Raw genomic sequence first — 13,042 nt, 5'->3', positions numbered from 1 at the left:
TATGAACGAGATACAGTTCCATAAATGAATAATTCAATTAAATAAATTTTTAGCAACGAAAACCGCGACCGTTTTGCCCTCTGCTTTTTAGTAGAGGGCGGGGAGCGGTTTTTGTCATTTGAGTTTTGCTGAAGATCTATGTTGCTTAGGCTAATTTTGTTTCAATCATCGTTGCTGTAGATATTGAAACGTCGTGAGCCTTGCTTGTTGTGTGGAAATTGCCTGAGATATTCAGGGTGTTGTTTGAGTAATGCCTTGCTATCTAAGCTGATAGAGTCCTTAGACTTTTTCCACGTCACCGAACCATTGGTGAATGTTGCTCGTTCTACATTTTGCATCTTAGCTTGTAGTTGATGTTTAAGCTGATCAAAGTTTTGTTGATGCTTTTCAATTTGGTTACGCGCTTGAAGCAATTGTTCAAACTGTTGATTGGCTTGTTCATCCTCGGACAAGTCAGTGGTACTGAGTGGGATATGCTCGGGATATAGTAGTTGTAGTGCTTTGCCTGCGGATTCACTGGCATCTGCATCAGGTGGGGTATCATTTTCTACACATTCCCAGAAGTAACGTTCGGCATTGATGATATGTTGGATCACCGATTCTGAACGGGTCACTTTAAAGATTCGGGTTTCATGCCCACAGATCAGTACACAGATATGTGCTGCTTTCTTACCTGTCACCGCCAATTGGTGTTGGACTTGGCACAGCACGTATAAAGGCACACCATCTCGCCAAAGTTTTGCGCCGTATTCCCCTGCGGTTTTGCATTCTAAGACTTGGACTTCATCACTTCCGACTACTGAGTAATCTAAGTTTGCCAACATAAAGTATTTGTCAGCTTCGGGATGTTGTAGAACAGCATTGATGCGACGGACTTTGTTGTTGGTGTGCATGCTGTAGTATTCAGCAACTAGAGGTTCAAGACGTTTGCCCCAATATAGGGGTGCATGTCCTTCACTTTCATCTTCAATGTTTTGTTGGATGCGTCCTGTTTTGATCATCCAAAGTTCTAGCATCGACATATAGGGATTGAGTCCACACGCTGCTGCACAATCACTACTGCCTATACCTTGTCTTCGAACCTCTAGCCATTCTGCTTGGCTCATATGTTTTGTATTCACTAAGCGTTTGGCGGTAAAGAATTTCGGGGCAATAAAAGGTTGTGTAGCACGATTGAGATGTGGGGATGGAGTTAACGGGGTAATAGATTGCATATAAGTATTCCTCTGGTATTTTTTTAAAATTTGGGCATAAAAAAAGCTGTGTCCGTAGACACAGCTTTGATTTGCTTAATTAATTTAAAATATTAAAATGTGGTATTGAATCAGTTGGGCTACTTAGGCTATTAAACAATCATCCTTAATGCTTGTTCTAAACCACGTTGTTTCAAGCCTGCCCCTGCACCGAACCAAGCTGAATCAAGACGGTGATCTTGACTCATGGCACGACGTTCATGATCAGCAAACTCGGTGATGGAACACAGTAAGCCATAGGCTGTGTCTTTGGCTGAACTGAGTTCTGCCCCTCTTCCATGTCCATTGAACATGGTCATGACTTTCGACATAGCTCGTCCATTCGGTTCAGCTTTGCTTGAGTCTGTTTTGGCTAGTTCAGTTTTAGTGGACTCAGTTTGATTCGCTACATTGCGATAAAACTGAATGATGCCTTCATCCTGTTCTGCTTGACTAAGATTGGTATTGTTAAATACAGCATCAAAGTAAGCAGCTGCTTCTTGTTGGGTCACTTTGCGTTGACTCAGTTGTTTCATTTCATAGCTGTGTTCATCCCATGCACGAATTGAAATGCCAAGCTGTTGTTTGATCTTATCTGCATCAAATTTGGTGCTATGTGGTACTTTGACTACGCCTGTACTACTGTTTTGTCCTTTCAGTGCAATAGCTAAAGTATTGTTACACACCACACGGATTGAAGTGAATTGTGCAGTGGTGGCGAGTGTACCATCACAAGCGGTGGCTAAGAGTATGTAGCCATTACTCACATCTTTGCCTTTGAGTGAGGAAGTTTGTCCTGTTCTCGCCAATGCCCAGAACTTCTTGCCACCTTTAAGAACGCCTGCGGTTTCCAATTCAAAACCTGATTGTTCAGTCAAATCTCGATAGAATTCAAGAATCTGTTTGGGTTGAACTTCTTGGTAGCGTTGACTGACCACTGATAATGGTGCATGGGTGTCTGAGCGGTATAAAACCCGTTGCTCTTCATAGGGCATGATAATGCTTTGCCCACGTTCGTTTTGTGCCATATAGCTGACATCGGAGGATTCAATACGCCAATCCATGCCTGCTTGTTGTGCCCATACTTCAATCGGTTGGTTTTGAGAAAGTTGGTTGCCTAAGCCATGCCAAGGGGTTTGCCCAACGTATGCCATTTGTTCTATTAAATGTGCCATACTAAATTACTCCAATGAAATTGATTATTCACTTAGGTAATATATATTTGAAATTATTTTGATTTTTTGTGATTATTATTCACCATTATACAATAAGACTATGGATTAACTTTATGTTTACACTCATCGAATCAAGAGAAGAAATTAATAAAGCACAACAGGATTTAGAGCGTTCAATTCGCCGTGATTTTAAAAAAGAAATTAAAAAAAATATTGGCTATCCTGGTGGTACTGTATTTGATGCACAAGTGCAATCTGATGGAACTTATTGGTTCTGGTCAACAGATCATAATGGAAAGGATGTTCTTAATCCACGTCGTTTAAACTGGTTTGGTTTACTTAGTAATAGTTCAAGTCTAGATATTTCAGTAGAGATTAATACGGTATATAAAGGTCGTAATGATAGAATTGCAGGCTTCTTTGCACGTGATAGTGAAACTGGTTCCGTCTATTTAATGCATTCAGGTCGCGTCGGTGGTGGAACGGAAGGCGTTGGTAAAGAAGCATTTTTAGCATGGAGTAATCAGCAACCTATTGAAGTTTTAGATTCATTAGGTAATGTTAAAGAAGGAATCGTGGTTATGCCTGTTCAAGGTATAGCCGTTACTCAACCTGCTATCTTCTATATCAACAATATTGCAAATTTCAAACAAGCGGTACGTGATGGTGAATTAACATCACCAGAATTTCAAAAAAAGAAAAAAGAATTTTCTGATTTCTATTCAGAATCACATGGGCAACGCCAAGGAAAGCGTTCAGAAGAAATTGATTATATTTCAAGGCATGGAGAAATTGTCGATGCGGTTTATAAATGGCGCAGTGCAAATTCACTTCCAGATAAAAGCCATTTGGTGAAAAATTTGTATATTGATCTAGGGGTTGCCATTGATAATAACCTTGTTGAAGTATATGAAGTCAAAACAAACTCAAACCGTACTAATATATATACTGCTATAGGTCAATTAATGGTTCATGGCGTATCCAATGAATGCCAAAGAACTCTTGTACTACCTTATGATCAAGAGTTGGCTCAAGATCTACAAGATACGTTAAAGCGACTCAATATTAAGTTGCTTACATTTAAGCTTAATAAAAAATCAACTATCATTATTTCATCTTAATTCATGTAAATTAATTAGGTACTTAATACAATTCCATTCTTCAAAAAGTGCTTCCCACTTTTGAAATGTGGCATTGACTAAGCCCTACCGTCAGATTATCCTTTGCCTGCTGACCTACATTGTCAGTCGGTTTTGACAGACCGTTTACCCAAAGCACGCTAAAAAGTTTCACTTTTTGGTGGGCTACCCTGCGTCTCCCCCTCTGCGGTGGAACGGGAGGGGGACACCTTCGGGTGTGCTGATCTTTTTGGGTATCAGTCTGTCAACCCCTTTTCGTTTCGCCACCATTATTTGACAGTAATCTGGTGAAACTTCTTTATACCCAAAGGAGTCATTACCATGACTAAGCATTATCTTTCTTTACTCTTTTCTCTAAAGCCCTATAAGTTTGTTGCCCTGCATTTGGCATAGCACTTAGTTTTTCATTCAACAGACATTCAATCTAAGACTTACTTGTCCTTGGAATAGGACACCTTTGTCTTTTTAATTCGAACTACCGTTGAGATGATCAACTCTTAAATAAGCAAAAACAATAAATTAGGGGTAATGATGAAAATTCACACATCTATTTTAATCATGGGTTGTTCACTCATGATACTGGGCTGTGCCAGTCAGGCTGAACGAGAATTTCTCGGAGGATGTCAGTCTACAGGTATGGAACGCTCTGTCTGTAAATGCGTCTATAAAAAACTTGAAGGCAAATATGGGGAAGATGGTTTCAAAAATAACCTCTACACCCTGAGCCAAACCGAGTCCTTCCAAAACGACATGGTACAAAGCAGTCTTCAGTGTATGAGGGAATAAGTCATGCGTGTCATTGCAGGCATTATCGTTGTCATCATCATCGTAGCATTTCTAGGCTTACCCTTTATTGGTTTTATGATTTTACTGGGTCTATTTATGTTACTGGTTAACTTTGCTGTAGGTGGGGGTAAAAAATGAATTCAAGTATTAAAACAGCTTTAATTGGTGGCTATCTGACCATTGGTTTCTTCTTCGCAGTCTATCAACATTTTTGGGGGCAATATAGCTATAAGCCGTTTATGTTCAATATCGGTCAAGGCTTAGTTTGGCCAGCAATGCTTTTTCCATCAGTGGGTAAATTTATTGGTGGAGTTCTGATCTTGCTATTCATTGGTGCATTAACACTGCGTTCGAGATGATTCATTTTCACTTAAAACCTTTGGATAATTCAAATGATCAAAATCTACATCGTTCAGCCCTTATTACTTAGCAGTCTATTCTTGAGCAGTTCTGTTTTCGCTCAAGAGTGTGATAGTAAACAACCTTCAATTACCCCAAATAGCCGTTATCAGCTTTTAAACGCAGGGCGAGAAGTCAAAGATCTGAAAACAGGTTTAATTTGGCAACGCTGTCTTGCTGGGGAACAATGGAATGGTCGTGCTTGTACTGGTGAAATACTCGATTTCTCCAATTCAAGTGCCAAGTCATATATCAGTCAATATGCACCAAACTGGCGTTTACCAAGCATTGATGAGTTGCTATCACTGGATAGCGAATGCTGGCAACCCGCAATCAACACCACGATTTTTCCACCTAACCCTGAACGCTATGACCCCAAGGATACGTTAAGAAGTAGCACCATCTTTGTTCCAGATAAGCGTGAAGCTCAAAATTTAAAGTATTTTCAGTACGATAAGATGGAATGGTATTGGGCATACGAAACGGCATTTGGACAAAAAAGTTATTTAACACGTGACCTCCCCATGCGTTTGGTACGCAGATAGTCATTCTCTCAACCCGATCTTTTTATAAACTGAATACTTTGATGTGTGAAGCTTTTTTTGTTCTACAGCTTATACATATCACTCTAAATTCAAGGAAAAAAATAAATGAAAAAACTTCTATGTGTCGCATTATTGGCTGTATCTACGTTGACGATTGCAAGTGAACCAGTGATTACTTTTGCAGGCAAGCAAATTACCCCTAAAGACAATCAAACCACCTTGATCGCCAAATTAGGCAAACCAACCAGTGGGAATACAACTTATAGTTATTGGGAAAAACCGAATTACTCAATTAGTGCCAGTTATGGTCAACGGGGCTTAAGTAAGTTTGGTATATCTCAAATGAATAACAAACCATCTACCACCTCCATCAAAACACGTGGTCAAACCATTACCATTGGTAAAGATACATTGAAGACAGCGATAGGAAAACTTAAAGAAGGATGTTTTGATATCCTAGACACTCAATATAATTCAACCTATTCATTTCGTGTTATGGATGGAAGTCTTCACAATCTCAATGTCCAAATGAGTTCTGAATATGTCAAAAAGAACAAAGCTACATCAATGAATCGCCCTGTGTTTTCATTGGGTTGGGATGAAGAATATTCAACACCGAGTGAAGGATGCAATTACGGTTTATAAAATACAAGGATTTAAACCAAAAAATAAGGGAACTAACTCCCTTATTTTTTAACACCTCAACAATCACAATCGCCTAGGCAATTATTCTTACTGGAAATTCTGTTGGCAATGGTGACAGTGGAAATATCTAACCGTCTGTTTTGGTTGTGACGGCTGTACAAAGCTATCAATCAAACCACCAATCATCGCTCCTGCTAATCCACCTAACAGTGGTGAAAATGGTGTCGGCAAATGTTTAGAGATGCTTGCGCCAATCCCTGCACCCGCCATTGATGACAAGTTGTTATTACTGGTTGCCTGTGTCGATTCACGTGTAACGTTTTCAGAATTGCAGTATGGGCATGTAAGAATCATAGAATATACCTGATAAAATGAAAAAAGGCTTACCGATGGATAAGCCTATGGTTTTGAATGCAAAGATGAAAAGGAACATTCAATCTTCATGTTAATGATGTATCGCTATAATTTTTTGGGATCGACTTCTACGTCTACGCTGATCTTTCTTAACCTGTCCCTTCCCAAACTCTCGCATACCTGATAACTTACCTCTTAAGTACTGATTGTCTTTTTCAGGTGTAGCCAAATAGCCTATCGCCATTAATGCATTATATTCCGCTCTAGCATCACCTCGTTCAATCATTCCTATACCTAGCCTACCTGCCTGCTGATATTCGCGTTTATTCTTAGCAGTATTACAAATGTAATATGCTCCGTCACCACTGGTTATTCTATCTTGCCATAGTGTCCCAATCTCTTGTGCTAGATGACTATCCCTATAACGTTTAGAGCCATTGTAGATCACCAGTAAATGGCAGTGGTAAGCTCTACTCTTTCCGCCTTGTTCAAGCCTATACGCATACCCTACCTGCCCATTAAAGATCGTATCCTTGTCCTGAATTCGTTTAACTAACTTTTTAATATCTTGATCAAATTGTTTTATGCTTGGACAAACATCTGTGGAATAGTGCAAATCAACTCTTACCAACAAAAGCTTGCAATGGCATTGAATTAATTTTAAAAAATACTTTTCTAAGTTTTTTTGATTACGTTTGTTTTTTTGTCTCAAGCTACGAATAGAATCTTCATGTTGATCTTGAAGGTCAAATTGGTATTCTCCAAATTCATGACAGCTATCAAATAGGTTACGTTTTCTATATTTCAATCGCTCAGGCAATAAATCAAAGTAAGCCTGTACCAAAGATGCGTATTGGTAGCGAGGATTATAGATTGCATCCGCATCATGGAGCAGTTCATCAAAGTCTTCTTCAAAATCACGCCAATAATAATTTGGTTTAATCACTCGTTTCATGAAGTTTTCAATGGCAAGTAATGTTTGTGCTTCAGTCATGTTTGTGTCCTAGGTAAGTAAATTACATAGGAGTGACTGATCTGTATTTTTTTAATTTAGGGTTTGATATTTTTATAATAAAAATACCTTCATCATTTCTTCGATGATGAAGGTTATTGATTGATCTAAATACTTTATGGGTTAAGTGAACGTAGTAAGTAGATTAGTACCTTAAATGATTGATATGATTTAATATTAGATATAGATAATTATCAATAATAGATTAGATAATAATAGATTATATACATATCCTACTTGTTTTAAGAATGAACTAGATCAAAGCTATCTCATCCTGTTCATAATTTATACTTCTATAGCAAATAGTAAAAACTTTACAGAATTCATTATTTTTATAGAGGATATGGAAGCGTGAATTAAGTCACTTTTAACTATCTTCGCTCTCATCAATTACGGGTTTAATCCGCTTTGGAATATTCTGCTGTATAGGTTGAATTAATCGTCCTTTAAGCAATAAATTCAAATTTTTTTCACTTCCTTTTATCGAACCTCGTTTCATAAGGCTATAATTTGAATAATATTTTGCAAGCAATCTAATAAACTTAAGTTTATATTTTTTATCTTTATAATCACACAATGAGTAATCACCTTGACGATTTCTCTTTTCCATAACTAGAGGTATTTCAGTTGATTCGAGAATCAAATTATTGAGTAAGCCTTCATAATCAACTGCCACCGTGTTTTCTGCCTGATTTATGTTGATCTCTCTTTTTTGAAGTTTACGGATTAATTGGGATTTTGTTTCTTCCGTTAAATAATTTCTCCAAGTCTCATTAATCTTATCAGGTGTACTAAATTCTAAATCACCAATATTTTCAGAGTTAAAGATCAATGTAACGTCTATGATAGGCTCTATCAAAGAGACATACACCCCAACATGTGCTACAAGAAGTTGACCAATAATATTGGGCTTTCTTTTCACATCCTTTATGAATGTTGTCCATATCTCGCTAAAGACTGTTATCAGTAAAGCCTCAGGTATTTCTTGGATGTCAATCTTGCAAGTCATTTTGAACCGATAAACATCAACATTCTGCTTAAACTGGTAGCGCAAATACTGATTTATAGATTTATCATTTTTTTCTCTCTTGGCTGACCTTTTTACTTGCTCTATCGCAATATCACATTCATGTAATTTATTTTTAAAATCACAGATGAATTTATGTAAATGTCTATAAAAAGCAAATGAAAAAACTTCGTAACTCAATAATTTATTAACATTTCGATCATTTTTAAATTCTTTCAAAAACACTTCAATATTAGGACTAAGTGTAGATTTAAGTATTTTAGCCAAATTATCTTTATTGCTCTGATTTAGCTCATGATCGAGCAATACAATCAAAGCAAGTTTTTCACTTAATGACAGATTCCTTTCAGGAAACCGAATAATATGTTCAAGTTCCTTATCTATGTTACTTATTGCTGGAATTTTTTCCTGCTTTAAATATTGAATAAACAATTCCAAATACTTAAGACGTTCACTTGAATTTCTCTCAAACTGAAAAAAATGTTTTTGCTCGTCATAAATGTGACAAAGCCCCAAATACTCTTTTTTATTATCTAGCCGATAAAGCGCTTTTGCCCAAGCTCTATCCCCTTCCAACTCACCATACAGCGATATAAGACTAGATTCTTTAATAGGTTCTTTGCTATATGCAGGTCTGTATTCAGGACCAGGCTTTTTAATTTCATAGAACAACCCTGAAATTTTATACCCAAGGTCATAAATATCAAAGGATGTATACTTGAATTTCTCCCGATCTGTTGAAATGAAAAACGTTGAATATGTAAATAAATATAAATACCAAAAATTAAAATCTTCTAGTTTTTTTTGGGGTCTACATCCCAATACATCAGTAACAGCCCTTTGTTTAAATTGGTGCTTTATACGCTCATTCAAGTTTTTAACTGTTATTTCATATTTATTTAATGGGTTATAATCATTCCGCTTATTCAAGTGCTGATTAAGAATTCTCTTAATCTGTTCAGCAACCTCCTTAGAATCAAAAACAACATCATGTTTTAAAATAAACACGAGATGAAAATTCAGGCTTTCATTAACGCCCATGAATGTATTGACAAAATGAGCATATCCATAAAGTTGCGTAACAATTTCCTTATAACTCCACCCCAAAGCATCTAATACATCCTCTACTGCTTTTTTATCCCACAATGATTGACCAATTAAAAAATTTGGTGATATTTCAATCATTAAATTTAAAACATAAACTTTTTTCGCTCTTTTAATTATTTTATTAAATATTTTTACAAAGCTAATATGTCGCTGATTACACTCGAGTAATTCATCCTTGTTTATCTTATATCGTGATTTTAATTCGTAGCGATACTTAGCAATACATGCAAAAATTTGCTCAAGGGGAAGATCATACTTCGTCCAATCATCACCATCAATATAGAAAACTTGAAACTCATCAGCAACGACTCTAAAAAACAGGCTAACTCGGATACTAAATCTAGCATTCGCTTTTTCAGCATACCCAATAAGTTCTTTGTCCAAGCGCAATTGATTTAGAAAACGAATAATCACTTCTTTTGCGTCATCGTCACTATCTTCATACGCGATCTGATTTGAAATGATATTGTCTTCAATCTTTGCTAAGCCTTCTTCTAGTTTTTCGATCATACGTACTGTTTCATAGAAAATACCACTTCGTATTTCTTTACCAGCCCTACGTACCTCAACTATTGATTCAGTATACAGGCAAGTTTTTAGATAGCTGAATACATCTTGAGGACTCACTATGTATAGTTGTGTAGCCACAAAAATTACCTCCATTAAATATTAATATATATTGTTTTAAATCGAATTTTACTATTTATAATAGCGTTAATATTTAGCATATCTAATAACGTAAAACCTAGTAATTTAGCAATATAGAGTATGAAAAGTTCATTTTTTTATAGCTATTATTCATGATACTTTATTACTACTATTCCAAATTTATTTAAAATAATATGCATAAAAAATCCGCTTTATAAAGCGGATTTTTGTAAAATAATTATGATGTTTTATGAATGGCTTAAATATGCAAATTGCTACTCTTTCGACTTAGTATTCGCTCGCTCAACAATCACCTGATCTCTAATTTCTTTATTATTTCTGAGGCAGTTTATTAGTGAAGATTCAATATCATCTGTATTGAATAGCAACTCCCTCCCTAAACCTGTAAAGGGGTAGCGCCCGTTTTTTGCATCAATGTATTTAGTAATTTGTATTTTCAAATGATGTAATTCTTCATCTAATTCATTTAATCTTTCTTCAGTTTCATTCAGAGTTTCATCCATCACTTTGCTTTGGATATTCAGGTTCTTCCTTGCTTGTATACTCTCCAAAGTCTGCTTAAGGTCATTTTCTTTTATAATCAAAATATTAATTTGCTCTTCAACCTCTTTTATTTGTTTCTCAATATATTGCTTATCTATTTCCTCAAACTTTTCAAGCACTTCATCCTTTACATCTTGAACAGCTATACTAACACTGTTCCATTTACCATTATTTTCGACACGCTTTAGTAAAATATCAAAAAAAATCTTATGCTTAACTTCATGACGCTTATTCACAGCCACATGCCCTTGGATTCTTTTTCTCAATATCCGAAAGTGTATTAACGAATACGATACGAGATTTATTGGTGTTAACATTTCAACAAGAGTCTGAATCATTAACCGATATTCTTTTTGGAGAAAATCTGCGCTTAAATTCTGAAAATTATCAATTAGCGAATCGACCTGATTAATTAATAATAAGATTTTCCTTGCAGTATATTCATTATTAAAAACAATAGGTTCATCACCTTTAAAACATGGCGCATTTTTCCAAAACCCAATATTACAATTTGCTTCCCCCAATCCCTCTAGTATCTCTAATAATTGTTCTTTTTCTTGGACTGATAAGCCTAAACTCTGATTGTTCCTGCTACTTCCAACTTCCTCCAGCATCTGACCATCTCTCTTAAACTCATCCAATTGCAAAGACACGATTGCTTGTAAATACAGTTCATCACTGAATAGATTAAAATCTTCAATTTTCAGTTTTTTCATAGCTATAAAATTCAATATGTTAGAAAAAATATTCAATATGCATTTTTTTACTGACCTAGACCCATTCTTTTTAATTTAAGTCACACCTAAACTTTAATACATCTGATCAAACATGACATTAAACAATAGTGAGGATTTATGGCTAAAGTAAAAATTTCAGAAATACCTTTTGAACAAAAACTTGCATTAAGAAATGCCTTTTCAAATGCAAAAGAACAAACAGAATTTGAGCAAGAAACCATTGCCATATACTATGGAATTTCACTTTCATTATTACAGCAATGGAGATGTAATGGTGGTGGTCCAAAATTCAAAAAAATCGGTAGAACCATTCTTTACCAAAAATCCGATGTGCTAGATTTTTTTAAGCAGAAATATGAAAATACCAGCCAATATCAAAGAAAAGCCTCTTAAGTTGAGGCTTTAATTTTTTTAATAACATCCTGAAAAACAATACCTGAGTACTCAAAGATTTGATTTTCAATATCATTCATTGCTTGTTTTAGCTTCTTTGTAGACATTTGAATATAACGTAACGTCACATCATTCTGTCTGGAAGAGTCACGATGATTTAGTAATCTTTTAATCGTTGCGACACTATAGTCCAGATTATTCGCAATGGTTGCATAAGTTCGTCTTAAATCATGTGTCGTAATATTTGTTCCCGCATTTTGATTCAAAGCAACCAATCCTGCTCTCATATTTGTTATATGTTGCCCTTCATTTTGACGAGATGGAAAAACCCATTCACCACTCTTTTGAGCATATCTTAATTTGAATATTTCAAACAAAAAATCACCCATAGGCAATTGATGGTTATCGCCATTCTTTGGATCATGAAAAATTAACAACCCTTTTTTCATATCTACATCTCGATCCCATTGTAGACATTGCCCCTCATCTAATCGAATGCCTGTAAGCATAATCAGTAGATATAAATCTCGTGCATTGTTTGCGTATGGTTTATTGTGCCAACGCGTTTCATCCTGATAATTCAATAAAGCATTAAAGAAATTACCAGCTTCATCTTCCTCTAAATAAGATGTTTTTGCTTTAATATTATTCCAAAGCTTTTTTGCCGTAAGGATCTTGATCGGATTATCCTTAAGCAAAGGTTGCTCATTTTCATCGGTATAAGTAAATTCTGCCCATGTATATATAGCACGAAGCAAACGCATAGATGCATTTGCTTGAGCTGGACTAACCTTAGTGATTTCCTTAAATTTGACAACAATATCCTGACGGGTAATTTCACTCAGTCGTATATCTTGAAAATCAGCAAGATAATTTTTAATCTGCTTATTATAAGAAATGAGTGTTTTACCTTTTAAGCTACGTTCATTGATATATTCCTCATAAGCCACTATTAAAATGGGAACTTGTTTTTTAATTTTTTGGGGTTTACGAGGATCTTCGCCAGTACCAATTTGTGTGAGTATGGACTCAGCTTTACTTCTAGCCTCAGTCGCTGTTATTTCAAAATGTTTACCAATCGCGATACGATAGTTTTTACCTTCTTTACGTCGCTCTGCAATATATGTTTTAGATTTTTGAGTTACACGAAGAGCAAAACCAATCAATGAAGCATCACGATAGATTTTCTGACCAGTTTGCTCAAACTCAACTTTATCAACAAAAGATTTAGTAATTTTATAGGTAGCCATGAAAATACTGACAATTCAGAACATTTGAT

General features: G+C 35.6%; 14 protein-coding genes. 7 read left to right on the top strand and 7 right to left on the bottom strand.

Annotated elements, in window-relative coordinates; translation table 11 throughout:
* Window positions 1–161: 161 nt before the first annotated feature.
* Window positions 162–1,214 (bottom strand): YqaJ viral recombinase family nuclease, encoded by a 1,053-nt coding sequence (locus BEN71_RS03785; RefSeq protein WP_068973123.1) that lies wholly within the window; start codon window positions 1,212–1,214, stop codon window positions 162–164.
* Between the two features lie 131 nt (window positions 1,215–1,345).
* A complete protein-coding gene (locus BEN71_RS03780) occupies window positions 1,346–2,407 on the bottom strand; it encodes a DUF932 domain-containing protein (protein ID WP_068973122.1) in 1,062 nt (353 codons plus the stop codon).
* A gap of 113 nt (window positions 2,408–2,520) precedes the next feature.
* On the opposite strand from BEN71_RS03780, the gene BEN71_RS03775 reads away from it, so the two are divergent.
* The 6 genes from BEN71_RS03775 to BEN71_RS03750 all read left to right on the top strand — a co-directional run bounded on the left by BEN71_RS03775 (window position 2,521) and on the right by BEN71_RS03750 (window position 5,921).
* Window positions 2,521–3,528 (top strand): hypothetical protein, encoded by a 1,008-nt coding sequence (locus BEN71_RS03775; RefSeq protein WP_068973121.1) that lies wholly within the window; start codon window positions 2,521–2,523, stop codon window positions 3,526–3,528.
* Window positions 3,529–4,077: 549 nt separating this feature from the next.
* Window positions 4,078–4,332, top strand: a complete 255-nt coding sequence (locus BEN71_RS03765; RefSeq protein WP_068973120.1) for a hypothetical protein — start codon at window positions 4,078–4,080, stop codon at window positions 4,330–4,332.
* A gap of 3 nt (window positions 4,333–4,335) precedes the next feature.
* Window positions 4,336–4,470 (top strand): hypothetical protein, encoded by a 135-nt coding sequence (locus BEN71_RS19420; protein ID WP_264757106.1) that lies wholly within the window; start codon window positions 4,336–4,338, stop codon window positions 4,468–4,470.
* On the top strand, window positions 4,467–4,691 hold the full coding sequence (locus BEN71_RS03760) for a hypothetical protein (RefSeq protein ID WP_068973119.1): 225 nt from the start codon (window positions 4,467–4,469) through the stop codon (window positions 4,689–4,691). The genes BEN71_RS19420 and BEN71_RS03760 overlap by 4 nt, the downstream gene beginning before the upstream one ends.
* A gap of 33 nt (window positions 4,692–4,724) precedes the next feature.
* Window positions 4,725–5,276 (top strand): Lcl C-terminal domain-containing protein, encoded by a 552-nt coding sequence (locus BEN71_RS03755; RefSeq protein WP_068973118.1) that lies wholly within the window; start codon window positions 4,725–4,727, stop codon window positions 5,274–5,276.
* Window positions 5,277–5,381: 105 nt separating this feature from the next.
* Window positions 5,382–5,921 (top strand): hypothetical protein, encoded by a 540-nt coding sequence (locus tag BEN71_RS03750; RefSeq protein WP_068973117.1) that lies wholly within the window; start codon window positions 5,382–5,384, stop codon window positions 5,919–5,921.
* Window positions 5,922–6,008: 87 nt separating this feature from the next.
* Here the strand turns inward: BEN71_RS03750 and BEN71_RS03745 are convergent, their stop codons facing one another.
* The 4 genes from BEN71_RS03745 to BEN71_RS03730 form a co-directional block, all read right to left on the bottom strand.
* Entirely contained in the window at window positions 6,009–6,275 is a 267-nt protein-coding gene (locus tag BEN71_RS03745; protein WP_068973116.1) for a hypothetical protein, read from the bottom strand.
* Between the two features lie 91 nt (window positions 6,276–6,366).
* The gene (locus tag BEN71_RS03740; protein WP_068973115.1) at window positions 6,367–7,269 is read right to left on the bottom strand and encodes a YagK/YfjJ domain-containing protein; all 903 of its coding nucleotides are present in this window, start codon (window positions 7,267–7,269) and stop codon (window positions 6,367–6,369) included.
* Between the two features lie 385 nt (window positions 7,270–7,654).
* Window positions 7,655–10,069: a hypothetical protein gene (locus BEN71_RS03735; RefSeq protein ID WP_068973114.1), complete on the bottom strand. Its 2,415-nt coding sequence runs from the start codon at window positions 10,067–10,069 to the stop codon at window positions 7,655–7,657.
* Between the two features lie 275 nt (window positions 10,070–10,344).
* The gene (locus tag BEN71_RS03730) at window positions 10,345–11,349 is read right to left on the bottom strand and encodes a hypothetical protein (RefSeq protein WP_068973113.1); all 1,005 of its coding nucleotides are present in this window, start codon (window positions 11,347–11,349) and stop codon (window positions 10,345–10,347) included.
* A 138-nt stretch (window positions 11,350–11,487) separates the two neighbouring features.
* Between BEN71_RS03730 and BEN71_RS03725 the strand changes: the two genes are divergently transcribed.
* Entirely contained in the window at window positions 11,488–11,763 is a 276-nt protein-coding gene (locus BEN71_RS03725; RefSeq protein ID WP_068973112.1) for a helix-turn-helix domain-containing protein, read from the top strand.
* On the opposite strand, the gene BEN71_RS03720 is transcribed toward BEN71_RS03725, so the two are convergent.
* Window positions 11,760–13,013, bottom strand: a complete 1,254-nt coding sequence (locus BEN71_RS03720) for a tyrosine-type recombinase/integrase (RefSeq protein WP_068973111.1) — start codon at window positions 13,011–13,013, stop codon at window positions 11,760–11,762. The genes BEN71_RS03725 and BEN71_RS03720 overlap by 4 nt on opposite strands.
* Window positions 13,014–13,042 lie beyond the last annotated feature (29 nt).

Source organism: Acinetobacter wuhouensis (assembly GCF_001696605.3).
In the GTDB taxonomy this organism is placed as follows: Bacteria; Pseudomonadota; Gammaproteobacteria; order Pseudomonadales; family Moraxellaceae; genus Acinetobacter; species Acinetobacter wuhouensis.
This window is presented reverse-complemented; position numbering and strand designations above follow the sequence as displayed.